Consider the following 25813-nt stretch of genomic DNA (forward strand, 5'->3'; position numbering starts at 1 on the left):
GCGTTCAGCTCGTGGTTCCACCCTAATTCGACCTGTCATATAGACAGGACCTCATTGGTATCCGATATCGGGGATAAATCGGTGCCGCATACTACCGAAAAAACAAAGTTCTACGGATTCAGCGCCACGGCTACAAAGGGGTAACTTCACAACCGGTAACTGGAGAAGCTTGCAGCCTGGACTTCTCTCTCTGGACAGTTCGTGTAGGAAATCATGTCTTTGATCATTGCCATATTCTGTTGCTAGTTAATATTACTCAATAGTATTCGATAAAGTCAAGGGGGGAGGTGCACAGAAATCGGATGATCGTTTCTACGCGGTCTTCATTTGCTTATTGGTAAAGGAAATGAGGATGGACTTGGCGAATTTATATTTCAACATGCTTAAGGGGGATTGTAATGCAGATTATTGCCATGCTGACGATGCTAATCGACCATATTGGCTATATCTTTTTCCCGGAGAATCTTGCTTGGAGATATGTAGGGAGAATAGCTTTTCCGATTTATTGTTATGGGCTTGTGCAGGGACATATCCATACTTCATCCAGACCTAAATATTTATTTCGGTTGCTCTTGATTGCGATTATTGCCCAGATTCCCTATAATCTAGCGCTAAATTCTGGTGGCTGGAACGTGGTGTTTACGTTATTGCTGTCAGCAATCGTACTGGTAATTTTGGACAAGCTGCCTTCACTATGGCTTGGTATACCTGTGGTAATTACTGTTATAGTGTTAATGGATTATTACCCTATAGATTATAATGCGTACGGTTTGCTCTTAGTATTGATTTTTCGTTATACGAAATCGTACTGGCTTGTTGGAGCCCATCTGGCACTGAATCTTTTCTATATGTTTTATAATTATTGGGTTGTACAGATGCTCAGTATTTTACCTACCTTGCTGATTGCTTTTACGCCTTTAATTTGGGATCGCTTGGAGCGGCACCGGGTTCCGCGCTGGATGTGGTGGTCATTTTATCCTGCACATTTACTGATGTTGGCGATAGTTAAGGCTGTAATTTACAAGGATTGGGCTCAGATCGAATGGCGAAGTTTGTTGAATATCTAAACATTTTACAATAAAAGGAACTTTGATTTACAAAACTTACCTTAGCTGAGATAATGGATTGATTTCACAAAATAAGATGAAGGAGACATGCTATGAGTAGAGTTAAAGCGAAATTGAAGTGGTTTTTGCCTTTTGTCGCACTGATGCTAGTTCTTGCCGGCTGTCAGTCGGTAGGGGGGTTCGATGTTAATAAGGCGTTGATTGGGGATGTTGATGTTAAATCATCAGAATCCAGTATGACTTTTTCCATGAATGCTGAGCCCATAGAGGGAATTAGCGCGGAAGATAAGGAAATGGTTGATCTTATTAATTCTTTTTCCTTGAATATTAGTAAAGCTAAGTTACAAGATAATGGGAGTTTATCGGCCCAAGGAACTGTTGGTTATAAACAATTGAATATTCCATTCACCTTGTTTATGGACAAACAAACACTTGCTTTTACAGTTGAAGGAGCAAAACAACCGTTCTACTTCCCTGTACAAGGATACGATGAAATCTTAGGTGAAGTAGGATTGGATACGGCAAAAGCTGAAGATGTCAGTAAGCTGTTGACGAAATTCGTTGTTAAGAATCTTCCAAATCCTGGCGTAATCAACATTACACCGGTTAGTGATGCTGTGTATGGTGAGCAGTTGAACATGACGAAGCTGCATGCAGAAGTGACTGGTGATGAGCTTCCTGCATTGTTAAAAGGCTTCCTGAAGTCTGTTTCCAAAGACACAGAAGGTTTTACTGAATTGGTGGGTGGTCTTTACGACTATCTGTACCCTGTGATCAAAGCTATGGATGAAGACGGTTCTGGCGATATTTTCAATCTGGGATTCGGAGATATTCCACTGGATGATAAAGAAGCTGTCGTAACTGTATTGCATGATGCTGCCAAATTGGCTGTTGATGCATTGCTGCTAGTATATGACAATCAAGTGGACAGTCTTTACAAATCAACTCCTGAGATGAAGACCGTGTTGAGTAAGGATACGAAGTTATCTGTTGATATTTTCGTTGATAGTGCTCTGCATGTGCGTAAACAGAATGTTGATCTGAAAGTGGCTCTTCCGGGTACCGAGGATTTCCCATTGAAGAGCCTCTCGCTTAAAGCTTCCAGTCAGATTTGGAACATTGGCGGTGCTGTAACCGCTGATCCAATCAGCACTGAAGGTGCACTTGATATTTCTTCCGGACTTACACCTGGAGAGACTTTGAGAAACTTTGCCCCAGATTCTGATGTATATCGTATATTGAAGGATGATCTGGGCATTACGAAGAGAACCATTGTTATCGAACCTGATGACGAATATTATTACCCGATTGTAGACAAGAACACTACTTATATCCCACTGCGTTATTTGGCAGAAGATTTAGATGCTACTGTAGAATGGGATACGGCCAATCGTGCAATTAACGTTACTGATGGTGTGTACGGAGATAAACTGGTATTCAAAATCGGTTCTTCCGAAGCCTTGATTAACGGCACGGCTGTAAAGCTTGCCCAACCTGTATTTGTTGACGAGTATGGCGATGCATATGTATCCTTGCGTCTGCTTGCTGAAGCGCTTCATGCTACTGTGTCGGTAGATGAAGATGGTTGGATTACTATTGTACGGAAATAGTTGTATCTTAACGATTAATTAACACAATAAACCCAGCTTCCATCTGACGCATAAATGCGGGTGGAGGCTGGGTTTTTCATATGAATACATAATCCAGTTATTGCTTCGTTAATACCACCTCTAAAGCTATATTACTAAGCTCTTTATCCTCTGTCATACTTTGGATGTATCCACCTAAGAAACCTTCTTGTAGGCCTTCCCAAAGCTTGTAGCCTGGCATCGCTTTAATATCTTCTGAGGAGCTGCCGGCTGTCCCCGCGAAATATCTTACATTTAGCTTGGCCATTACCTCTGCCATCGATGCCTTTTCAGACTGCGTAAAGGAACTCTCCTTTAAACCATCCATAGCTTTGTTATAAGAGTTTGTAGCAAAAGTATCCTCAGCATAGGTCTTGAAGTTTAAAAGATTCTGATCTGTATTGCCATTAGCTTTAGCCCATCCCTCTACATTTAAGGGCGTTGCTTCATAATTGACGGTTCTGCTCAGGGGATCGAAGGTCATCGCTCCGTATTGATGTGGATAGACAGCCATTGCACTTGTTGCGATATCATAAATTGGCGTTTCTTCCGAAGAAGTTACCGGGTCTACCCGGATGTCCTGCATATGGATATGGCCTGACAAGACTAAATTAAGTTCATTTTCACGAAGTACCTTTATTGTTTCCTGACTGTTGTTAAGCTTAAAGCCTGAAACAGACATAGAGGTGTGGCTTAGTAGATTGTGGTGCATAACCGTGAGAACAGAAGCATGCTCCTTGGCAGCCAGTTTAACAGAATTATCTATCCATGATAGGGTAGAGGCGGTCAGGCGTCCGTCCGTTTGGGGGAAACCGTATTTCTGATTGTTATGATATTGGCTGCTGTCAATCATAAGGAGCCATAAATTTGGCGCTGCCTTAACGATGTAACTTAGTGATTCTTTATCACGTGATACAGCTTCTTTGTAACCGAAATCCTCATACATCTTGGTAAAGTCTTTGTCTGTAATGGAATCCGTAACAAGCTGCTTATCCCCGCTGAAGGATCTGGCCCAAGGATTAAATAAATCGTGGTTGCCTGGAATGACATAAACAGAGGTTCCTTGTGCTTCGATTCGCTTTAATTTTTGGGTTAGCTCCTGATGGCTGCTGCGTTCTCCGTTATTTGTTAAATCTCCACTCAGGATGAGAAAATCAGGCTTCTGCTGCTCAGCGTCATAAACCAAGGTTTCAAGGATTTCATCACTGTAAGGCAGCATTTTTCCATCACCGCCAGTTACATATTTTTGAAAAGCTGTACCGCCATCCTGTAGCTTCTTATCTAAGAAGTGAGTGTCCGTTGCCACCCAGAAAGTGAGGGGGTGAAGATCATTCGGATCTTGTGCTGTTGAGGTTAAATTAGACGAATTTGTGTCTTTACAGCTAGTTAGAGCCAAGCTCATTGAAAGGAGCAGCAATAATGAGATTAAGGCTGATTTTCTATGCCGAACAAGGGCTTTCTCGCTTGGGAATTTCATGAGCATAACCTTCCTTCTATACATTTGCTGCACTATTGTAGCGCATTTTAGCTCGTGGTGTATATCGGAAAAGGAAGAGGGCAGTTTCTAGCCCGCCTGAAGTGATTAATGATTAATAGATCAGGTGCATAATTAAGCCCATAAATGCGACAATAAGAGTTGGCAACGAATATACCCGACAAAATAAGTTGTGAATAACTGTTGTGTTTTCAGAAAAAAGGTGCTAAGATATACAAAAGTAAGTTACTAAAATTAATGGAGGTAGTTATTTTATGTCTAACAATTTCTTTGAAGCAGTAAAAGGAAGACGTTCCATATATGCCCTTAGTAAAGAATCTACGATTTCGGATGCACAAATTGTAGAAATCGTTGAACAAGCGGTGCTACATAGCCCAACTTCTTTCAACTCCCAAAGCTCAAGAGCCGTTGTTCTTCTTGGAGAACAACACGATAAACTATGGGATATCACTACAGAAACATTGCGTAAAATCGTTCCTGCCGAACAATTTGAAGGAACAGCGCAAAAATTAGCGTCTTTCAAAGCAGGTTACGGTTCCGTACTATTCTTCGAAGATCAAACGGTAGTGAAGAGCCTGCAAGAGAACTTCGCTCTATATGCTGAGAACTTCCCAATTTGGGCTAACCAATCCTCTGGTATTCTGCAATTTGTAGTATGGACAGCACTTTCTGAAGCAGGTGTAGGTGCATCCTTGCAGCACTATAATCCACTGATTGATGATGAAGTAAAAGAAGCATGGGGCATCCCGCAAGAATGGAAATTGATTGCTCAATTGCCATTTGGTAAAACAGTTACTCCTGCTGGTGAGAAACAATTCCAACCGATTGAAGATCGTGTTAAAGTCTTTAAATAAGTGAAATAAGCGTTTGAAACCTCCTTAACCAGGCTAAGTATGTATATAGACTGGTTAAGGAGGTTTTTGGTATGCCATGGAACAAAGAGGATTATCCAGAATCATTGAAGAACTTCACAGCACCTGTTCGCAATAAGGCAATCGATATTGCGAATGCGCTCCTCGAAGATGGTTATGAGGAGGGGCGGGCGATTTCAATTGCCACAGCGCAGGCGAAAGAGTGGGGGGAGAACCACGATAAACAAATCCGTAAAAAAGGTCATTAAGGCTTAATCAAAGGCCTGAACATAGATATAAAAAAACAGGACAGCGTTTATTAACGCTTGTCCTGCTTTTTGACGGGCACAATTATTTAGTGGATTCATTTCCTGCTGCTGCGCTTGCAGTTGGCTCAGCTGTTGCAGCTGCATCTTCTTTAGCGTCAGTAAGTGTGTTCGTGATTTTTGCTTTTTCAGTTGTTTCTGACATCCAAGTGGAGGACAGAGCGGAAACCTTTTGCGAAACTAGTGTTTTACGAATTTCATCTTTCTTTTCTTCCAGTGTATAGTCTTTAGCATCTTTATGGTCGGTTACTTTAATGATGTGATAACCATAATCGGATTTGACAGCATCACTGGTTTCACCAACTTTTAGCTTAAAGGCTACATCAGAGAATTCAGCTACCATATCGCCACGTTTGAAGAAGTCTAGATCTCCGCCATTATCCTTGGAACCCGTATCAGAGGATTTTTCCTTGGCAAGAGTAGCGAAATCTGCGCCTTCTTTCAGTTGTTTCAGAATTGCATCTGCTTCTTCTTTAGTCTCAACGAGAATGTGGGAAGCGCGAACTTGTTCTTCTTCACTGAAAGTAGCTTTATTTGTGTCATAGTATTCTTTGATTTCATCATCCGTTACAGTGACTTGTGGCTCAAGGATTTTACGCAGCTTTACTTGCAGCGGCATTTGCTTTTTCAAGTCGTCTACAGTCATTGAGCTTTGGGACAAAGCAGCATTAAAGGCAGCTTCTCCGCCGAATTGTGCTTTAAGATCTTCAAGTTCAGTGTTGATGTCTTCATCTGTAACAGTTACGTTAGCTTTTTTAGCCTCTTGATCAACAAGCTCAGTTGTAATCATAGATTGCAGCGTGCTTTCTCCGCCTGCTTCGATCAATTTATCATAAAGTTGTTCTTTTGTGATTTTTGTTCCGTTTACTGTTGCAACAGCTTTTTTGCTGTCGTCTTTTTGGACGACCAGAACAATGATTAGTGCTGCAGCTAATACGATAGAGGCAATCATCCAAGCTTTATTGCTTCTAGGAGCAGTCGGAGGTGTAGGTGGCGTAGCGTTGTTCGCACCGACTTTGTTCATGACTGGAATACTGTCTGCTTTTGTTGTATTCACAGGTTCCTCAGCAGCAACTTGCGCTACTTCAACCTCTTCATTGATAATCTCGGAAGTGTTCAATTCTTCTTCCATGGTACCGTTGTTTTCTAAGTTCTCATTTCCATTCAGATCTTTTTTGTCCATTATTAGTAATGACTCCCTTCAATATAGGTGTTGCTTGTCTATTTACAACTTTAACAGAAATCCTAATCCTAAACCTTAAGAAAGTATAAAAAAAGGCAGGATCTTTTTAAGTTTCTATTAATAAAAAGCAAAAAGCCGGAAATGGCATCAGTAACATGCCCTTCCGGCTAATGGGAATAAGATGTCTACTTCAGTCCTTTCAGAAGATGACGAATGCTTTCTTGTTTTCGTCTTGGGACACGTACGTTTTTAGCATACAGGCCCATTTCACCGAAATAAATGCAGTCATCTGCGATAGAGCTGATCTTGTTCAGGTTGACATAACAGCCACCGTACACATGATAATAACTTGAATTGGACAACAATCGATTTAATTGCTCGGCAGTCATTCTCTTTTTTATGTTATAGTTTCTGCCGTGAAAAATGACCAAATCATGGTCCCCGACCTTAAAGAACAGAATGTCTGTTTCCACCTCGAAGTCCTCGTACACATTTCTGGCTTCCAGCAGGATGCTACTCATTCATGTTCCCCCTTTATACGGAATAAAAGACTAATGTTAGCGCTTTCATTATATCACAACAGTTAATCGTTGGAAAGACCCATTTTTGAATTGTTTCGTACATTTCTAACTTTATCGTTTGTAATTAACGTTTAAAAATTGTAGATTATATAGATGATCACATCTAATGAGTGTGAAGTAGCAATACTTTTGAGGAGGAATATAGAGATGAATGAGCAGAATAAGTTATTGCTGTTTACAGGTTCTTATGCAAGTGCCGCGGAAAGCGGAGTGCAGGTGTTTGAATTCGATGGAGCTGCAGGTGGTACGCTAAAGCTGCTGGATTCGGTGCAGGGCTTAACTAATCCTACCTTTGTTAATGTAGATACCGCTGAAAAACGTCTATATGCTATAGGAGAAAAACCGAATGGTGAGGGTGGAAAAGAAGGCGAGGTTGTTACCTTTGCCATTGATCCAAAAGACGGGAAATTGAGTGAACTGAAACGCATTCCCTCCATGCCTGCTTCTGGCAACCGTCAAACAACCACCTGCCATATCAATAGAGATTTGAATGATGAATACGTTGTTGTATGTAGTTATCATGGTGGAAGCGTTGGTTTGATCAAATTAAATGAAGAGAAAGCTGCGGATCAATTAGTTGATGTGGCCGTACATTCAGGTCATGGCCAGCATCCTGAACGGCAGGACCGCCCTCATCCCCATTCCGCTATTTTTAGTCCGGACGGGCAGTATGTGTTTGTATCTGATCTTGGGCTTGATTTAATTCGTGCCTATAGAATCAATAGAGAAACCAATAAGCTAGAAGTGCATGGTGATACGGCGCTGCATCCAGGAGCGGGACCACGCCACTTCACTTTTCATCCAGACGGAAAGTCTGCTTATGTAATTAACGAGGTGGATTCCACCATTACATCGTTTACATATGACAGTGCCGCAGGCACTCTGCACACTGTAGATACAGTGCCGACGCTGCCTGATGATTTTAACGAAGAGAATACTTGCGCTGAAATCGCCATTTCCAAGGACGGAAAATATCTGTACGCTTCAAACCGTGGGGCTGATAATATCGCTGTGTATGCTGTGGATAATGCATCTGCTAAGCTTACACATCTGGAATATGTATCTACTCGTGGGGGACATCCACGTCACTTCGCATTGACACCAGATGGAGCTTATCTTATCGTGGCAAATCGTGATGCGAATAACCTGGTTGTATTTTCAATAGAAGCGGCAAGTGGCCGACTCGAATTTACTGGAAATACAGCTGAAGTATCCAAACCGGTATGTGTGAAGCCCGTAAATGTTCCTGTATAAAGTTACTCCATTTGAAGAGTGAATCAGTGATCTTGGGAAATGCTAAAGGGAACACCGGATATAAAGTCCGGTGTTCCCTTTTTTTTGAAAATAAAAGTCTGTGATTATCTGGTTGATGTGGTGAATGAGGGAGTAGACTATTTGAGCGAAACGGGCTTAAGAGGTACAATAGTGGATACTGCAGATTTGAATAGTACATTTTGCCTGCCATCACCTTGACCTTGTAAAGTGATTGTGAAAGCATCGTACGAAGTTACGAGCCCTTGCATTTTCACACCATTCGTCGTAAAAATCGTCACAGGCACCTTTGTGGAAATGAACTGGTTCAACAATCGTTCTTGCAATTTTAAACTCTCCACTTTGGCAGCACTCCATCTTCTGTGAATTTTTTTCTCTCAATAATTATAACATGGGTTAGTCCCTCACTGGAAATGAGATCAACAGTCACCTGAATAGACATGGAGGTATTTATGCTTTATTATCAGAACTGGTCTAGAGCTTTTCGCTTTTTTTTAGGGTTTGCTGCTTGTTTCGCCGTTATAGCTGTCCTTGTAAGTATGAATAAGGTATCAACCTTTGATAACTATATTATTGATGGGGTACAATCAGCGGAATCACCGGGGTTGACCTCATTCGCCAAAGGTTTATCTCTGATTGGTTCCTCTAAGATCGCTATTGGCCTATCTATCGTTACCATGGCACTGCTCTATTTTTTGCTGAAACACCGATTTGAATTAATCTTGTTCCTGTGGGTTGGATTAGGCTCACAGCTCTTGAATACAATAATGAAGTTATGTTTTCACAGAGAACGTCCGAATTTACATCGCATTGTTGAAGAGATTGGTTATAGTTTTCCGAGCGGGCACTCAATGGCAGCATTCTCTTTGTACGGCGTTATTGCCTTTTTATTGTGGCGTCATCTGCGGCGGAGGCATGAACGGGTCTTATTAATAATGTTCGCCGTATTCATGACCGTGGGGATTGGCTGGAGCCGTATCTATCTGGGTGTTCATTACCCGAGTGACGTAATTGGGGGATATATGGCTAGTGGCGCTTGGCTGATGTTGTCCATTTGTTTATTTCAAATCTACAAGAGCTCGCGTAAGAAGTAGGATAGATACAAAAACGGATATCTTTCATAACGCATGAAGATATCCGTCTTTATGTGTAAGAGGATTGTTTAAGGAGTCGTCACATGTTGTTCAGATGTTTTGCGATCCTGGAATTGCCCCATTTTGCTTATTCTTTGCTTCAGCATCGCAGGAAGTCCTGCTTTAAGCTTTTGGGCTTCGTCTTTTGTCAGACGTCCTTCGGTGATGGCTTGATCCAGCCGTTGGTTTGCCGATTCGCAGAGCTTCTGAATATATTGATCTTCCGTCCAGCCTTTTTTCTCAAGAGCAAGCTGCGGGAGCGTTTTGCCTGCTTTCAGGCTATTGATTAGCTCTGTACGATCCATTTCCAGCAGTTTAGCCGTTTCAAAAATAATGAAATGTCCACCAGCCCTAACCTTTCCGTCTTTTCCTGGATGGTGACCGTGACCTTTCTCTGAAGGATGGGCACCAGGTGCGGTGGCTGTAGGGGTTACATTCTCAGCAGAAGCACTTCCGATTGGCGCAAGGGCTGGAGACAGGCTGAGAAAAATAACGGTCGTGAAAGTCATTAATCTTTTGATATTGTTATTCATTCACTCACCTCGTATGTTATGTGATAGGCACTACTCGAATTAGTATTCCCTGAAAGCTGAAAGAAACATGAGTGAGAGCTTAAAGGTTCTTAAAATTCATCAACTCCAGGCTGGGGTAATTAGAAGTACGAGGGTTCGCTGATGTTCATATTGTAGCGTGGGCTAATTTTTAGGAGGGATAGGTTTGGCTTTAGGAGCTCGCATATTTAAAACAGGTTTGGCCGTTACGCTAGCCCTGTATTTAGCTGTAATGCTTCAATTTCCTTCTGCCGTGGGTGCAGGGATTGCGGCGATTTTCGCTATGCAGCCCTCTATTTATCGCTCTTGGCGTTATTTTCTTGACCAGCTCACGACTAGTACAATGGGGGCCGTTCTGGCTTTACTCGGAGGGATGCTGTTATCCAACAGCCCAATAGCAGTCGGTTTGGTCTGTATTCTAGTCATTATGATCAGTATGAAAATCAACCGGGCGGATACGATAAGTCTTACGTTAGTTACTGTAATAACAGTGATGGAGGCTTCGGGTGAATGGCAATTCGCACTTAATCGTTTTTTATTAACTTTGACAGGTATTGTTTCTGCATTTCTAATCAATATTATTGTCGTTCCTCCAAAACCTCGTAAGCAATACATTAAGCAAATTGAGAATGTTTTTTCAAGCCTCTCTTTATTGCTGAGAACAGCGGTTTCTCATGAGATGAAGGAAAGTGTATTTCGTGATGAAAAAAATGCTTTGCATTCATCCATAAAATCGTTGGCTGATAAGTATGCATTGTTTGAGGAGGAGCAGAAGCAGTTAAAACGGGCCAAGTATAGCCAGACAAGACAAATGGTTGTGTATAAGAACCTGTTAGCTTCTTTGCAAAAAGGTTACGATGTTCTCGAGGCCGTAGATCGGCATTATTTCCAGGCGGATCGGACCGAACATACAGATGCTCTATTTGATAATCATTTGGAACATTTAATCAAATATCATCAGCACATCTTACTTAAGTTTGAAGACAAATTAAAGCCCAATGCCAATGAATCCGAACCCTTGGGAGAAGACAATGATGAATTCCTGAATACCGCGATTTTGGGGTATAATGCAGAGAAAATAGGTCAGCTGCGTTTATATGTTGTGGCTGCTGCAATTTATGATTACGGATATCAATTGGAGCGCTTAGATAAAGTGGCCGATCAGATGAATCGTATAGCGGAGGATAAAGAATCTGTGCATGAAGCCTAAACATAACCTTGTGAAGAGCAACATATAAGCTTTGTAACAGCAAAAAATCCGGTTCCACAGGGACCGGATCATCTATTTAAGAGAATACTTGAAATCTCAAACTGAAATTGCTAAAATGATAAGATATCGAATAAGTATGCATTTAAAAACATAAATATGCAAATTTATCATATCATGATTCAAATGGAATGTCAACCTTCCAAAAGGGGATGAAATGTAGTGGATAACAATAAAAGTCAGTGGAAAGAGGAACAGGAACGGGTTGACGGAGTAATCAAGCTTTTGTCCGCCCATATTCGCAATTTATCAGAGGAGCTTGGACTTCATCGCAGTGATGTAGTGGATATGCGGAAAGACTTCTGGGAAGAGGTAACCGTAAACTTCAGTAGCCCGGATGATTTGGGAGAAACCTCAACAAGTCTTCGCCAACAGTCCCAAATCCTAAATGAACGGGAACGTCATCATTTGCAATCAAGCAAGGCGCTGAAAAAATATAAAAAGCTGGTTGTCTCTCCTTACTTTGGCCGAATTGATTTCACAGAGGAACCAAAGGGCGGGCTGGAAAAGATTTATCTAGGGATTGGATCCTTGATGGAGGATGATGGCACCTTTTTGATCTATGACTGGCGTGCGCCTATCTCCAGTCTGTATTATGACGGAGCCCCAGGTCCTGCAGCTTATGAAACACCTGGAGGATTAGTCTCCGGAACAATGAATCTTAAACGCCAGTTTGTTATTGCTGACGGTGTAATTGAAGTTATGTTTGACACTGGGGTTACGATCGGGGATGAGCTGCTGCAGCAGGTGCTAAGTCATAGCGCTGACGATCGAATGAAAAGTATTGTTGCTACAATTCAAAAAGAGCAAAATGCGATAATCCGCAACGACAAAAGCCGGATGCTAGTTGTGCAAGGAGCAGCGGGAAGCGGAAAAACCTCTGCTGCATTGCAGCGGGTAGCTTATCTTCTATATAAATACCGTGAAGTATTATCAGCAGATCAAATGCTGCTGTTCTCACCGAATCCGCTGTTTAACAGCTATGTATCTACAGTGCTCCCGGAGCTAGGCGAAGAAAATATGCATCAAACAACGTTTCAAATGTATTTAGAACATCGTCTTGGACATGAATTCCTGCTGGAAGATGTCTTTAGTCAGACCGAAAGTTTACTTAATGCTCCTGAGGGTCCTGAGGTTGCTATACGCAGAGAAGGCATTGCCTATAAATCGTCCGTCCCTTTCCTTGATGTGATTCGGCGGTATGCTACGTTGTTGGAGCAGGAGGGTATGCTTTTTAAACCTTTAATGTTTCAAGGGAAAGCAGTGGTCAGTAAAGAAGAAATGGAACGCCAGTTCTACGCGTACGATCCTGCCATAAAGCTTGCAAATCGTGTGGATTTGATGATCCGCTGGCTGCTAAAGAAAATTGCAGATTTTACTCATGAGGAAAGAAATGCGAAGTGGGTCGAAGATCAGATCGAGCTGCTGGATTCCAGCGATTATCACCGTGCATATCAGATGTTGCGTCGGAAGAAGAAAGCTTCGCAGGATAGCTTTGACGATTTTGATACGGAAAAAGAAGTGTTATCTCGTTATGTAGTCAGCCAGCGGCTCAAACCCCTGCGGGGTTGGACTAAACGGGGGCGTTTTGTGGACGTTAAGGGCTTGTACAGCACGTTATTTACAGATCGCGAGCTTATGGTGCGCCTCAATGGAGATTATCCTTTACCAGAGGTGTGGGATGATATCTGTGAGCAGACATTGGAATCCATTGGAGTGAACGAGCTTGCTTATGAGGATGCTACGCCATTCCTTTATCTGAAGGAGTTAAGCCAAGGCTTCCGGACCAACACACTGATCCGTCATGTGATTGTAGATGAGGTACAAGACTATTCTCCATTCCAATTAGAGTTCATGCGGCGTTTATTTCCAAGAGCAAAAATGACCGTGTTAGGCGACCTGAACCAGGCCATTTATGCGCAAGGTGAGGTACTGGGGGATTTGTCTAGTCTCGTAAGTATATATGGTGAAGAGAACACAGAAGTGATCTCGTTAACCCAAAGCTACCGTTCAACTTATGAGATCGTGGAGTTTACGCGGTCAATGATCCCTGGAGGAGAACGAATCGTACCTTTTAATCGGCGGGGAGAAGAACCCCAGATAAGTGTGGTATCCAGCGAGAAGGAGCTTCTGAATGCTGTGGAACAGGATATCCGCAAGCTGCATTCTGAGGGATATCATTATGTGGCGGTCATCTGCAAAACAGCGGAGGAAAGCGCAAGGGTTCATGCTGAACTGAATCGTAGCCTGCCGGTGAGACTTGTTACAAAGGAAACACCGAATTTTCAGAAGGGGACACTGGTTCTGCCTGCTTATTTAGCCAAAGGCGTGGAGTTTGATGCGGTCGTCATCTATGATGGCTCGGCTGAACAATATGGCAGAGAAAGTGAACGCAAATTGTTTTATACGGCGTGCACTCGGGCTATGCACTTGCTGCACATTTTTAGTCTGGGTGAACCTAGCCATTTTATACCGTCCGCTAATGTGGCATCTTTAAGCGCCGGGTCGCTGTAAGCATAGATTTCTTCATTTTAAGATCGTCCTTTTCGCAGCAGCGGAGGGACGGTCTTTTTGTTTTCATGAATAAAGAAGGGCGAACAAACCACAATAAAGAATGTTGTACACAATGACAAAGGTGGTCAGTTCATGAAGGAAAGAAAATGGGATCTGCTTGCCTTAGCATCAATCCCACTAATAATGACCCTCGGTAACTCCATGCTGCTGCCTATTCTGCCGCAGATCTCCAAAGAACTCGGCATTAGCGCTTTTCAAGTCAGTATGCTGATTACCGTGTATGGATTGATGGCAATTGTAATGATCCCTATTGCAGGTTATCTGTCAGACCGTTTTGGGCGAAAGAAGGTTATTCTTCCGAGTTTAATCATTGCCGCAATTGGCGGTGCTGTCTGCGTGGTGGCTGCTTGGTTTATGAAGGGGGTTAGCGCTTATTGGGTGATCTTAGCGGGGCGTCTGTTGCAAGGAATTGGTGCAGCGGGTGCTTTTCCAATTGTAATCCCCTTTGTAGGCGATTTGTTCAAGGAAGAAGAAGATGTGAGCAAAAGTCTGGGAATCATTGAGACCTCCAATACGTTCGGTAAAGTACTCAGTCCAATTCTTGGTGCCTATCTTGGGATCTGGCTCTGGTTTGCTCCTTTTATTGCAATTCCCATTCTATGTCTAATTTCATTTTTGTTAGTCTTATTTCTGGTCCGAAAACCCGAAGCAAAGGATGAACCTGAGAAACAGGAACTTCGGGCGTTTTTATCTGGAATTGTGAGCGTTTTACGTAAAAAGGGACGTTGGTTGTACGCTATTTTTGCCATAGGCGGCATCTGTATGTTTGTGACCTTTGGTGTCCAATTCTATTTATCAGAAATGCTGGAAACTAAATATAAAATGCACGGAGCGACGAAGGGGTTTGTGCTGGCGATACCGCTTGCCCTCTTATGTCTGTCCTCCTATGGAACAGGAAAGATCATTGGTCAGAATAAAACGCTAATGAAATGGCTGGGCTTTGGGGGCATGGTGTTACTGACTGCGGCGATGATTTGTGCGGGATTCAACAAAGGCATTTATTTTTTAGTAGGGTTTATGGGTTTAGGCTGTGTTGGAATCGGAATTGTACTTCCCTGTATGGATGCTTTAATCACGGAGGGGATTGAGAAGGAGAACAGCGGCACAATCACCGCTCTTTATAGTAGTATGAGGTTTATAGGGGTAGCGTTGGGGCCACCGGTGGTATCGTTGCTGCTAAGCAGTGGGCATTGGGTCTTGTTTGCGTTGATGGCTACAGTAGGGGCAATTGGTGGATTGCTGACCTTGTTTGCAGTAACTCCGAGTAAGGGGGAAAAGGGGGAGCCAGGCGTTAAAGACAAAGAGAAGATAATTCCTCCGATCTGGCCGAAACGTGTTCGCCAAACCTCCTCAATGTCTCTGGATGGAAAAAAGGGCTATCCCTAAGCTGCGTAGCCGCAGCTTGTGGGATAGCCCTCTTGATAAAAGAATAAAAGATATTCTTAGGCTTGTGGAACGGATTCCCAATCCTTCAAGAAACGTTCAATACCGTTATCTGTCAGCGGGTGCTTCCAAAGGGTTGGCAGAAGTGAACCTGGGATTGTAGCGATGTGTGCACCAGCAATAGCTGCTTGCTCAACATGAGCAATGTTGCGGATACTTGCTGCAATGATCTCGGATTTCAAGTTGTAGTTAGTCAGGATAGTTTTCAGATCCTTGATCAGCTTCATTCCGTCAACACCGATATCATCCAGACGACCTACGAAAGGAGAGATATAAGTTGCGCCTGCTTTAGCAGCCATCAAACCTTGAGCCGCGGAAAATACTAGTGTAACGTTAGTTTTGATGCCTTTTTTAGTAAGCTCATAACAAGCTTCCAAGCCATCTTCAGTCATAGGGAGTTTAATTACAACGTTTGGAGCCCATTCAGCAATTTCGTATGCTTCTTTAAGCATTTCTTCTGCTGTAAGTCCGATTACTTCTGCGCTTACAGGTCCTGGAACGATTGCAACGATTTCTTTGATAACATCCTTGAACAATCTTCCTTCTTTAGCGATCAGCGAAGGGTTAGTCGTTACGCCATCCACTAGTCCTAGGCGAGTAATACGTTTGATTTCTTCAATGTTTCCGGTATCCAAGAAAAACTTCATTTTAAATTTCCTCCCTTGATTTCCATATGGATTGACAAGCAACATTCATATTTACATTATGAGACATGCAAATCAAAGTTTCAACTGTTATTTTGAATATTTCAAAATAACTTTATAGAATCAGTATTACCTGTATGCGCTGAATTTCAGATAATATAAGATTGGCTTAGGCCTCCCTCCATGATAATATATAACCGGAATTGTTATTTTGGAGTGGGAGGTGGGGATGGGATGATGTATGCGATATTGGTGATTTTACTTGTGCTTGTGCTGGCAGCAGCGGGATTCCTTGCCTACCAAAACAGCAAGTTGGTGTCTAATCAGAAGAAACTCGGTACTTCATCAAGTGATCCTTCCCTTATGTATTCTATCTTTGACCAATCTTGTGCAGCTGGTGTTGAAGAACCTGAGGCCATTCCGTTATTTCAATACACTGTATTTGCGCGGTCGAATGGAGCGGTTGTAGTGAACAAGCCTGTAGCTATGATTATTTTGTGCAGAGTTGCAGCGGGAAAAGGGGATTACTTATTGGCTGATGTCGAGCGTAATATGCTTGACAAGATTAGTAGGCCAATGCCTTTGGATGCGTATTCTGAGCATAAAGCCTACTTACACAGGACGGCTAATCACACAGAAAAAGAGATGATTCTCAATCTAGAGGATGCAGTGAATTTACAATATACATAGAGTAGGGTGAAAGATATTGATTTTTTGCTCTGCGCAAAGCATAATACAAATTTGGATATAAAAAAAGAATCAAACAGCCGGAAGCAATAGCGTTTTATGTAAACACAGCTACCGGAATTGTTTGGTAAAATAATGGATGGCAGTCAGCCTTAGGCATGATATCTCCCTACGGGTGCATTAAGCACCCATTCCAGCATCATGACCATATCTTCAACTCTAGTGAGCTGAGCTTGTAGGTTATCTTGCTGTGGGCTGTTCTCTGTTAATGAAGCTAATCTTGATTCCAGAGATCTGCGCTGCAGTGTCAATTCGTTGATTTTAGATTGAATTTGGTTTTCGGTTCTCATCCGGAATCCTCCTGAACAATAGGTGATTTCAACATCATCATAGATCATTATAACGGATAACATGGGGGTAATAAAATGAGTATCAATGTTAAACAATTAGCCGCGGAAAAAGCAGTGGAATTTGTAAAAGATGGCATGAAGATCGGCCTTGGCACTGGATCTACAGCCTATTGGGCGATCAACAAGCTTGGTGAGCGCGTCAGTGAAGGTCTGAAAATTACCGCTGTAGCAACCTCCCGTGCTTCCGAAGAACAGGCGCGTGAACTTGGGATTCCAATCGTAGCTTTTGGAGATATTGATAGTCTGGACCTGACCATTGACGGAGCGGACGAGCTGGATAGTAGTCTACAGCTTATTAAAGGTGGCGGTGGCGCGCTGCTTCGGGAGAAGATTGTTGCGAGTAACAGTACTCGTATGATCGTTATTGCTGATGAGAGTAAAGTGGTAAACACACTTGGCAAATTCCCGCTGCCTGTGGAAATTGTTCCTTTTGCATGGGAATGGACTGTGGCTGAACTTGCCAAGCTGGGTTGCAATCCTGAATTGCGTCGTAGCGGAGAAGAGCTGTACAAGACAGATAACGGCAATTACATCGCAGACTGCCGGTTCGAAGTCATTGAGTCCGCACCGAAGCTGGCACTGACCATCCAAAGTATTCCAGGAGTTGTGGAACACGGCTTATTTGTTGGAATTGCAGCAATGGCTATTGTGGGTAAAAAAGATGGAAGCATTGAAATTATAGAAGTTAAACCGGGCAATTGATCATTCGTAGATCTGGAGAATCTAGCAGTTTACGAAAGCTGAGAGCATTGACACGGATAGGGCTGACTCTGTATAGTGCTACTGTTATCTATTGGATGTTCATCGGTTTTGGGCGTGAGATCCATACAGGTGGCCCGCTTCAGTACAATTTGATTCCATTACGTACGGTGTCACTTTATTTCGACATGAATAACGGGGTATCGCTGATCAGCCGGTTTGTGAATCTGCTTGGAAATGTTGTTGTGTTTATTCCAATTGGTATACTAATTCCACTTGCAAAGACACGGCCAATTTCTTGGAAAAGAATCTCTTTATATGCTGTTCCTTGCATCCTGCTTTTGGAGTCTCTGCAAATGCTGCTGCATGTCGGAAGCTTTGATATTGATGATCTATTGTTAAACATGTTAGGGATATGGACAGGTTACTGTATGTTTCGAATCGGGTACAGAAGCAACAGAGAAGGAGGAATGTGAACAATGTTGGTAGATCTTAAATCCCTTATTGGTTCGCCTGAGGTGAACGAGCTGTTGACGTATGCGGTCATTGATGACCCCAACGCGTTGGAGCAGACATCGTCTGAGTACAGCGAACAAGCCGGGCTGCAGTTATATGGCTGGGAAGAAGAAGAACTCCTGCTTGGTCTTGTAGGCTTCGAAGAAACCGAAGACGGTTCTTTGGACATTCGGCATATTGCCGTCTTGCCAGAGAATAGAGGGAAAGGTTATGCACGGGGGATGATTCTGGAGCTGCTCGCTACTCGTCAGCCGCGTTATCTGGTAGCTGAGACTGAGGATGAAATCGCCGCAGATTTTTATCGTAGTCTAGGGTTCATGGTGTACAGCTTAGGAGAGAATGAAGCCGGAATTGAAATGTTAAGATGTGTATACGAAGTTGAAGAGACCGAGGATGAGGACTAAAAAGTCTTTGAAGGTCATAAAATGGCAGGTCGAGAGGAATCTCGGCCTGTTTTTTTTGCGTTTTGCCTTTAAATGCCCGAAAAAAAGCCAATTGACTTTTATAAAAGCAGGTATTATAGTTTGACAATGAAACTGTTCGATAGTTGAACTATATTTTGGAGGTAGGAAGCTTTGGATAACGAAGTGCAACATTGGATCAATCGCTACATGGATGCTTATTTGATTGTGACAAGACAAGTAGCAGCAAGAATTAAAGATAGTATTGCTGCGGAGACAACGAATGATCAGTATCAAATTCTTCGGTTGATTAATGCTCAGGAACAATGTACGTCTACATATCTTGCTGAATCTTTTTGCGTGGGTAAAAGCTCCATTACTGCAATCATTAACAGATTGGTGCAAGCGGGTATAATCGAGCGAACTCGTGACGAGAATGATCGCCGCCAGGTGTATTTGTCGATGTCTGAGCACGGAAAAAAAGTTTTTGAAGCAGCGGAGACGCAGGTACATGAAGTGATTTCCCCGTATTTGTTTCATTTTGAAGAGAAGGATATTGAAATGTTCGTCATGATGTTCGAGAAGCTGGCGAATTTAATTCAGAATGATGATGGAGGGAAGAATCCATGAAGACGATTCTAAAAGCAAGATGGGCGGTTATCGCAATCTGGCTCGCTGTGGCCGTAGTTTTGGTCATGACGGCCCCATCGTTCTCTGATCTTGTACGTGAGAAGGGGCAGGTTACTGTACCTGATGGCTATTCCTCATCTAGAGCAGCAGAGATCTTAAAGGAAGCGGCGAATGACAAGGGCGGAGAGACACTTCATCAGGTAGCTCTTGTATTCAATAATCCAGAGGGAATCGGAGCCGATGATACAGCTAGTATACAGCAGGGTGTTGAGAAGTTGGCTGCGAATAAGGAGACGCTGCAGATCGATTCCATCACCGATCCTTTTTCACAAAGTGAGCTTAAGGATACGTTGATTGCCAAGGATGGCAAGACGATAATGGTGGCGTTGTCTATCAAAGGCGGAGGAGAGTCTGTCACCGCACTTCCTGATAAAGTGGATGAATTACTCACAGATGTTAAGGCGGATCATTATTTAACCAGTGAGGGTTTGATTACTGAGGATATGATTGCTAGCTCGGAAGCCGGGCTTAAGAAATCGGAATATATTACGGTAGTCTTTATTTTACTTATCCTGTTCGTGGTATTCCGTTCGTTCGTGGCACCGTTTGTTCCGCTACTGACGGTAGGACTCAGCTATATTGTTTCTCAGTCCGTTGTGGCTTTTTTAGTGGACCGTTATGATTTTCCATTATCTACATTTACTCAAATCTTTATGGTTGCGGTCATGTTCGGGATTGGTACGGATTATTGTATCCTGTTAATCAGTCGTTTTAAAGAAGAAATGATGACAGCAGAAGATACCAAAAGTGCTATTATTGCAACCTACCGTAAGGCTGGGGGAACGGTGTTCTATTCCGGACTTGCGGTATTCGTAGGTTTTGTAGCGATTGGATTATCCAAATTCATTCTGTATCGCTCGGCGGTAGCCGTTGCCGTGGGGATTGCGGTTATGCTGCTGGCGCTTGTAACCATTGTTCCATTCTTCATGGCGGTACTTGGCAAAAAGCTCTTCTGGCCTTCACGCGGGAAGCTGGAGCACAGTGAGAGCCGTATTTGGGGAGCAGCAGGTTCTTTTTCCTTAAAAAGACCATGGGCCGCGCTGCTAATTGTTGCAGTAATCGTAGCTCCGTTCCTTGTTACCTATAGCGGAAAGCTGTCCTTCAACAGCTTGGAGGAAATTGGCTCAGAATATGCCTCGGTAAAAGGATTTAACATCATTTCGGATAGCTTCGGGCCGGGTGAATCCATGCCTGGCAAGATCGTAATCAAAAATGATGATCGGATGGATACTTCAGAATATCTTGGACTTGCAGAAAAAATCAGCCGCGAGCTGGAAAAAGTGGACAGCGTAAAATCGGTGCGCAGCATGTCTCGTCCAACCGGAGAGCTGATCAGTGATTTCTTAATCCCGAATCAGGTGGGGACTTTATCTGACGGTCTGGATCAGACCAGTGAGGGACTGACCAAGATTCAAACGGGATTGTCTGAAGCTAGTAAACAGCTGAGTGAAAATGCACCTAAGCTTACAGAGGCTGCTCAAGGCAGCGCTAAGCTGACGGAAGGCACAGCAGAACTGAAAGATGGAATCGTCGCGTTAGGCGATGGGCTGGCACGTATTGAGAGCGGAATAAAAAGCGGCTCAGCTGGTGCAGGAGAGATCAAAGCAGGACTTCAACAGGCAGCTGCTAGTGCCAAGCAGCTTGCGGATGCCAATACGAAGCTGCTGGAGGGATATAAAAAAATCGGCAGCGGTTTAACTGCGCTGGATCAAGGGCTTGGGCAGCTTCCGGAGCAGCTGCAAGGTGTGGCAGAAGCGTTGAAGGGACTGGATGGTTCTTTTAATGGTCTTGAGAGCAGTTATCCGGAAATTCTGCAGGATGTTAATTATCTGACCATTAAAGGCACCGTAACGCACAGTGGTACTGGGGCAGCACAGCTGGCAGCGGGTCTTGGGCAGATCTCAGAGCAGCTTAAAGGAGCAGCAGCAGGCTTAAATGAGGCGAATGCTGGCTATGCCAAAGCTTCGGCTGGGCAAACTGCACTCGCACAAGGTTTAGCTAAGCTTGTTGCGGGCATCGGTCAGCTGCAATCTGGGCTGGAGCAGGCCGCAGCAGGTCAAGGACAGATCGTAGATAAAATTCCATCCATTACTAGTGGCCTAGATCAATTGCAAGGTGGACAGCAGCAGCTTGCGGATGGATTTGGTCAATTAACAGGGCAGATAGGAGCCTTAACTACTGGATTAAGCGACAGTGCAAACGGCTTGAAACAAATTACCAGTGGGCTGGGCTCTGCACAAGATTATTTGAATCAGATTCAAGCGGCTAAGGATGATGAGCTGAGTGGATTCTTTGTACCGGCTGAGGCTCTTGAAGCTGAAGGCATAGAGCAGGTATTTAATACCTACTTGTCTGACGACCGTAAGGTAATGACGCTGGATGTAGTATTCACTGAGAATCCATATAGTTCAGAAGCTATTGACAGTGTTGATGATATTCAAGCAGCAGTAGATCGTGCAGTGAAAGGTACGAAGCTGGAAAATGCAGAGTCTGCAATCAGCGGGGTTACAAGCAGCCAGAACGATTTGCGTAATATTTCCAACGAAGACTACACACGTACAGTAATCTTGATGCTGGGTGGGATCTTCATTATCTTGGTGTTGCTGCTTCGTTCAATCGTAATGCCGATTTACCTTATTATTTCTCTTTTGATTACTTATTTTTCAGCATTGGGTGTTACAGAGGCTATATTCGTTCACCTTCTGCACTTTGAAGGGATTACCTGGACAACGCCATTCTTCAGCTTTGTTATGCTGATTGCACTTGGAGTAGATTATAGTATTTTCTTAATGGCCCGCTTTAACGAATATAAAACTTGGGATGTGCGGGAAGCGATCCTGCATGCTATGCGAAATATGGGAACAGTCATTCTTTCGGCGGTAGTTATTTTGGGCGGTACCTTCGCTTCGATGTACCCTTCAGGCGTATTGTCGATGATGCAGATTGCAACAGTGGTGCTTGTAGGATTGGCCTTGTATGCACTAATCTTCTTGCCGTTTTTTGTTCCTGTTATGGTACGGATCTTCGGCCGTGGGAACTGGTGGCCATTTGCGGTCAAACAAAGTGGAGAACCCACTAAACAAGATGTAAACATGTAATCACTCTACACAGCAAAAAACCTCTAGTGTTTGCCTAAATAAATAGGCGGCTAGAGGTTTTTTTGTGAAAATATAAGTACAAAGTTTATTTCATTTTGGCAAAAAAGCTACGTAACGCCCAGCCGCGTTCTTGCCGTTTTTTATATTTGGGTAGCGAACGGTAGATGGCGGTGGATTCGTCGAAAGCACGTTTAGCATCCTCAGTTCTGCCCAATGCTTTGTACATGGAGCCGGCTAAATAATAGGCTTCACTAGAGGAAGACTGAATCTCTTGAAATTGAGTAACGTAATGCAACGCTTTATCGTGATCTGTATGGCGGAAGGTTTCCGCTAACCGAAGATATGGCTGACCATATTGGGCTTTTCGGTTAATTTCTAGACCTCGAAGCATCTGATCTTCGCCTTCTTCCAAAGCGCCCAGCTTAAGATTCACATGACCCAGCTCCACCCAATATTCGGCAGATTGTTCGTAACGGTCTTCGATCTGTAGCAGGATATCCTTGGCTTCCTTGTATTTTTTACGTTCTGACAGATTCCGGGCTAAATCAAATTTAGCAGAAACATCATTTGGATTCAAAGATACTGTTGTGCGCAGCTTGGAGATTTGCCGCACCCGTTTGAAGGGCTTTGTAATACTAGGGAAAATTCCCACGTATCGCCGATCTAAGAAATACAAGATAACAAGCAGGATGAATAAAGCCAGAAAAGGGTTGCCCACTAATCTGAAAAGCATCATAATACCTATAAATTTAAGCATGATTTCCCTCCATGATCATTTGGTTCCGGTATTGCGGTTGAATAAGAGCAGATCTAAGGCAGCGTAATTATATCATAATTCAAACCAATCTGAATCCCGGGATTTAAGATAAACTACAACTTTTGTCAGCTTTATAGCGTCTTAGTGTAATAGAAATAATAATTACAATAATATCATAAGAAGGGAAAATCAAGATGCACTTATTTTCAAGGAAGCTAAGGCTGTTTAGTTTGTTGGTTTGTTCAAGTCTGGTGACTGCATTGTCAGTCCCTCAAGTTATAAGTGCAGCTCCATCACCTGGGAAGTTGGGTGGGATTAAGGAGATTGTTGCTTCGCCTGGTTTTTGGGGTGGAAGCTCTTTTGCGGTGGGAACTGACGGAAATGTTTGGTCCTGGGGGAGTAATGTTTTTGGTCAATTTGCTAATGGTACCGCCGGGCCTGAGGGGTGGACGATTACTCCCCATAAAATAGCTGGGCTTGAACATACGAAACAGCTGGCGATCGGCGAAGCGTACTATGTAGCGCTTAACGAAGATGGTACGGTTAAAGCTTGGGGAGATTATCGGGATAAGAGTGTAGCAGAAGCTGGCAATGGGGCAAGTGCTAAACAACACAAGGTTCTGCTTCCTCAAGGGATCTCAGGAATGAGTGATGTGGTTAGTATATCGTCAGGATTGCATAGTGCATTAGCTTTGAGAAACGATGGAAGTCTACTCCAGTGGAATCCTCCAGAAGCTTCAGATGTGGGCTATACAGAGCTGCCTGCTGCCACTAAGGTACAGGGTTTGAGCGAAGTGAAGTGGATCGGAAGCAGTATTTATCATGCCGCCATTCGAACTAACGGTACCCTGTGGATTTGGAGTGCTATCCCGCAAACAGAGAACACGAATGTGATGAAGAAACCGACCCCAGTTAAGGATTTATACCATGTAAAGTCCGTCTCTATGAGCGATCGCAGTATACTGGCTTTAACCGAGAGCGGGAGCGTCTGGGGAACAATTGACAGCAATAATTATAACGAAGTCACGATGAGCAAGATGCCAGGTCTTACGGATATTGTATCTGTCCAGACGAAAAACGGGTTCAATCTTGTTGGCAATAAAAAAGGAGAATACTGGGTATGGAAAGCTGGTACCTCACTACAAGGTCTGCAAAAGATTACAACCGTAAAAACGATCTCAAAACTTACGCTGGATTTAGACAACTTTGCAGCTGTTAAAAAAGATGGCACCGTGTGGACTTGGAGTACCCAACCATCAACCGACAACCGTTTAGTTTTTACGCAGCCTAAGTTAATAAAAGGATTGAGTGATCCTGTTTCTTTTGCCATGGGTGAGAATAGTAAGTATGCAGTCCTGAAGGATGGAACAGCTGTGGCTTGGGGAACAAATAGGTTTGGTCAACTCGGAATTAGCGCGGTTGATTCACGTCCTTTTACTATATCTCCTATTTTAAAGCCTGTTACTGTAATTGTAGATGGTCAAAAAATGGATTCCGCACAGTCTGCTATTTTTATGGATGGAAGTGTAAAAGTACCGATTAGGGATGTAGCAGAAAGTCTGGGATATACCCTGTCTTTGGAGGGGGAACTGACGTTGACGAAAGCTGGGAAGAAAATTTCATTACCGTCAGCAGAATCCATTAAAGTAAGCTACACTTCTCTAGTGCCAGCAGCGGCTTTGGCCAAAGCTACAGGTCTATTTGCGGAGTGGAATAGTACGCTGTACCAATTAACATTACAAACAAAAAGATGACTTACATTTAACACATATATTAATATTCTGAGGTACAATAAGTGAATTAATCTCAATTTCACCATAATAACCAGTCTGGAGTGATAGGAATGGCTTTTACAATATGTGTGTTTGCCGGATCGAATCCAGGTCTTAACTCTGAATATACGGAAATGGCTAGGGAATTAGGTTATCATATAGCGGCACAAGGCTGTAGGTTGGTCTATGGAGGTTCGCGGAATGGCCTTATGGGACAGGTTGCGGACGGGGTACTCGCTAATGGTGGCGAAGCTGTAGGAATTATGCCAGTGGATCTTTTTCAAGATGAAATCAGACACTCCGGATTGACGAATCTGATTGAGGTCTCTAGTATGCATGAACGTAAGGCGGTAATGAGCGGTATGGCGGATGCTTTTATTGCTTTGCCGGGAGGTCTTGGAACCTTCGATGAGCTATTTGAAATTCTGTGCTGGATGCAGATTGGTATTCATCAGAAGCCTATAGGGCTGCTGAATGTTCGAGGTTATTTTAATCCACTGCAAGCCCTGATCTCCCATAGTGTGGCTGAAGGTTTTGCACCAAAAACTGCACTTCAAATGCTGCATATGAACTCAGAACCCGAATATCTGCTTGAACTGATGAGAGGGCGAGTGGATCATAATAATGATGAGAAGGGGAAAGCAAGGTTCCCGTCTCAGCGCTAGATTCAAGGTTTCCACTGCTCTAAGGTGCGAATAATTGGTTTTGGTTTAGCACGCTATTCAAAATAAGGACGCAAACACTTCACGGTGTCTACGTTCTTATTTT

At 43.2% G+C, this 25813-nt stretch carries 25 protein-coding genes; 17 read left to right on the forward strand and 8 right to left on the reverse strand.

Features of this window, described 5'->3' with window-relative positions:
• Nucleotides 1-398 precede the first annotated feature (398 nt).
• A complete protein-coding gene (locus NST40_RS12445) occupies nt 399-1067 on the forward strand; it encodes a TraX family protein (protein WP_076275845.1) in 669 nt (222 codons plus the stop codon).
• A 92-nt stretch (nt 1068-1159) separates the two neighbouring features.
• Nucleotides 1160-2677 (forward strand): copper amine oxidase N-terminal domain-containing protein, encoded by a 1518-nt coding sequence (locus NST40_RS12450; protein WP_076125900.1) that lies wholly within the window; start codon nt 1160-1162, stop codon nt 2675-2677.
• Nucleotides 2678-2774: 97 nt separating this feature from the next.
• On the opposite strand, the gene NST40_RS12455 is transcribed toward NST40_RS12450, so the two are convergent.
• Nucleotides 2775-4172, reverse strand: coding sequence for a metallophosphoesterase (locus tag NST40_RS12455; protein WP_076189892.1), 1398 nt, complete (start codon nt 4170-4172; stop codon nt 2775-2777).
• Between the two features lie 272 nt (nt 4173-4444).
• Here NST40_RS12455 and NST40_RS12460 point away from each other — a divergent pair, with 272 nt between their 5' ends.
• Complete coding sequence (locus tag NST40_RS12460; RefSeq protein ID WP_076125903.1) at nt 4445-5044, forward strand: nitroreductase family protein; 600 nt, start codon at nt 4445-4447, stop codon at nt 5042-5044.
• Between the two features lie 71 nt (nt 5045-5115).
• Nucleotides 5116-5310, forward strand: coding sequence for a hypothetical protein (locus NST40_RS12465; protein WP_036686240.1), 195 nt, complete (start codon nt 5116-5118; stop codon nt 5308-5310).
• A gap of 82 nt (nt 5311-5392) precedes the next feature.
• Here the strand turns inward: NST40_RS12465 and NST40_RS12470 are convergent, their stop codons facing one another.
• Both NST40_RS12470 and NST40_RS12475 read right to left on the reverse strand, forming a co-directional pair.
• Nucleotides 5393-6550 carry a peptidylprolyl isomerase gene (locus NST40_RS12470; RefSeq protein WP_076217721.1) on the reverse strand — a complete coding sequence of 386 codons (1158 nt, stop codon included), beginning with the start codon at nt 6548-6550 and terminating at the stop codon, nt 5393-5395.
• A 185-nt stretch (nt 6551-6735) separates the two neighbouring features.
• Nucleotides 6736-7071: a hypothetical protein gene (locus NST40_RS12475; protein WP_036686243.1), complete on the reverse strand. Its 336-nt coding sequence runs from the start codon at nt 7069-7071 to the stop codon at nt 6736-6738.
• A gap of 207 nt (nt 7072-7278) precedes the next feature.
• On the opposite strand from NST40_RS12475, the gene NST40_RS12480 reads away from it, so the two are divergent.
• Nucleotides 7279-8385, forward strand: a complete 1107-nt coding sequence (locus NST40_RS12480; protein ID WP_076217722.1) for a lactonase family protein — start codon at nt 7279-7281, stop codon at nt 8383-8385.
• Between the two features lie 137 nt (nt 8386-8522).
• Here the strand turns inward: NST40_RS12480 and hfq are convergent, their stop codons facing one another.
• Nucleotides 8523-8744, reverse strand: coding sequence for an RNA chaperone Hfq (gene hfq / locus NST40_RS12485; RefSeq protein WP_036686247.1), 222 nt, complete (start codon nt 8742-8744; stop codon nt 8523-8525).
• A 111-nt stretch (nt 8745-8855) separates the two neighbouring features.
• Here hfq and NST40_RS12490 point away from each other — a divergent pair, with 111 nt between their 5' ends.
• Nucleotides 8856-9497, forward strand: a complete 642-nt coding sequence (locus NST40_RS12490) for a phosphatase PAP2 family protein (RefSeq protein ID WP_076125909.1) — start codon at nt 8856-8858, stop codon at nt 9495-9497.
• A 68-nt stretch (nt 9498-9565) separates the two neighbouring features.
• On the opposite strand, the gene NST40_RS12495 is transcribed toward NST40_RS12490, so the two are convergent.
• A complete protein-coding gene (locus tag NST40_RS12495; RefSeq protein ID WP_076217723.1) occupies nt 9566-10069 on the reverse strand; it encodes a hypothetical protein in 504 nt (167 codons plus the stop codon).
• 184 nt (nt 10070-10253) lie between these two features.
• Between NST40_RS12495 and NST40_RS12500 the strand changes: the two genes are divergently transcribed.
• The 3 genes from NST40_RS12500 to NST40_RS12510 all read left to right on the forward strand — a co-directional run bounded on the left by NST40_RS12500 (nt 10254) and on the right by NST40_RS12510 (nt 15314).
• Nucleotides 10254-11297 carry an aromatic acid exporter family protein gene (locus NST40_RS12500; RefSeq protein ID WP_076125912.1) on the forward strand — a complete coding sequence of 348 codons (1044 nt, stop codon included), beginning with the start codon at nt 10254-10256 and terminating at the stop codon, nt 11295-11297.
• 219 nt (nt 11298-11516) lie between these two features.
• Nucleotides 11517-13868, forward strand: a complete 2352-nt coding sequence (helD, locus tag NST40_RS12505; protein ID WP_342410731.1) for an RNA polymerase recycling motor HelD — start codon at nt 11517-11519, stop codon at nt 13866-13868.
• A gap of 132 nt (nt 13869-14000) precedes the next feature.
• Entirely contained in the window at nt 14001-15314 is a 1314-nt protein-coding gene (locus NST40_RS12510) for an MFS transporter (protein ID WP_081387369.1), read from the forward strand.
• A gap of 56 nt (nt 15315-15370) precedes the next feature.
• Here NST40_RS12510 and fsa read toward each other — a convergent pair whose 3' ends face one another.
• Nucleotides 15371-16018, reverse strand: coding sequence for a fructose-6-phosphate aldolase (gene fsa, locus NST40_RS12515; protein WP_036686257.1), 648 nt, complete (start codon nt 16016-16018; stop codon nt 15371-15373).
• Between the two features lie 231 nt (nt 16019-16249).
• Between fsa and NST40_RS12520 the strand changes: the two genes are divergently transcribed.
• Nucleotides 16250-16705, forward strand: a complete 456-nt coding sequence (locus tag NST40_RS12520) for a hypothetical protein (RefSeq protein WP_076217724.1) — start codon at nt 16250-16252, stop codon at nt 16703-16705.
• A gap of 149 nt (nt 16706-16854) precedes the next feature.
• Here the strand turns inward: NST40_RS12520 and NST40_RS12525 are convergent, their stop codons facing one another.
• On the reverse strand, nt 16855-17052 hold the full coding sequence (locus NST40_RS12525; RefSeq protein ID WP_076183447.1) for a hypothetical protein: 198 nt from the start codon (nt 17050-17052) through the stop codon (nt 16855-16857).
• A gap of 81 nt (nt 17053-17133) precedes the next feature.
• On the opposite strand from NST40_RS12525, the gene rpiA reads away from it, so the two are divergent.
• The 5 genes from rpiA (at nt 17134) to NST40_RS12550 (ending at nt 22516) form a co-directional block, all read left to right on the forward strand.
• Nucleotides 17134-17814, forward strand: coding sequence for a ribose-5-phosphate isomerase RpiA (gene rpiA, locus NST40_RS12530; RefSeq protein WP_342410899.1), 681 nt, complete (start codon nt 17134-17136; stop codon nt 17812-17814).
• Nucleotides 17811-18287 (forward strand): VanZ family protein, encoded by a 477-nt coding sequence (locus tag NST40_RS12535; RefSeq protein ID WP_081387368.1) that lies wholly within the window; start codon nt 17811-17813, stop codon nt 18285-18287. The genes rpiA and NST40_RS12535 overlap by 4 nt, the downstream gene beginning before the upstream one ends.
• Before the next feature lie 3 nt (nt 18288-18290).
• Nucleotides 18291-18731 carry a GNAT family N-acetyltransferase gene (locus NST40_RS12540; RefSeq protein ID WP_076125920.1) on the forward strand — a complete coding sequence of 147 codons (441 nt, stop codon included), beginning with the start codon at nt 18291-18293 and terminating at the stop codon, nt 18729-18731.
• 171 nt (nt 18732-18902) lie between these two features.
• The gene (locus tag NST40_RS12545; RefSeq protein WP_038570382.1) at nt 18903-19358 is read left to right on the forward strand and encodes a MarR family transcriptional regulator; all 456 of its coding nucleotides are present in this window, start codon (nt 18903-18905) and stop codon (nt 19356-19358) included.
• Nucleotides 19355-22516 (forward strand): MMPL family transporter, encoded by a 3162-nt coding sequence (locus tag NST40_RS12550; protein ID WP_342410732.1) that lies wholly within the window; start codon nt 19355-19357, stop codon nt 22514-22516. The genes NST40_RS12545 and NST40_RS12550 overlap by 4 nt, the downstream gene beginning before the upstream one ends.
• An 85-nt stretch (nt 22517-22601) precedes the next feature.
• Here the strand turns inward: NST40_RS12550 and NST40_RS12555 are convergent, their stop codons facing one another.
• Entirely contained in the window at nt 22602-23273 is a 672-nt protein-coding gene (locus NST40_RS12555) for a tetratricopeptide repeat protein (protein WP_076183453.1), read from the reverse strand.
• A gap of 194 nt (nt 23274-23467) precedes the next feature.
• On the opposite strand from NST40_RS12555, the gene NST40_RS12560 reads away from it, so the two are divergent.
• Together NST40_RS12560 and NST40_RS12565 are read left to right on the forward strand one after the other, a co-directional pair.
• Nucleotides 23468-25027, forward strand: a complete 1560-nt coding sequence (locus tag NST40_RS12560; RefSeq protein WP_076275840.1) for a hypothetical protein — start codon at nt 23468-23470, stop codon at nt 25025-25027.
• A gap of 89 nt (nt 25028-25116) precedes the next feature.
• Nucleotides 25117-25710 (forward strand): TIGR00730 family Rossman fold protein, encoded by a 594-nt coding sequence (locus NST40_RS12565; RefSeq protein WP_076125930.1) that lies wholly within the window; start codon nt 25117-25119, stop codon nt 25708-25710.
• The last annotated feature ends 103 nt before the right edge of the window (nt 25711-25813 follow it).

Origin of the sequence: Paenibacillus sp. FSL R10-2778, assembly GCF_038593035.1 — a bacterium.
Taxonomy (GTDB): Bacteria; Bacillota; Bacilli; order Paenibacillales; family Paenibacillaceae; genus Paenibacillus_AQ; species Paenibacillus_AQ odorifer.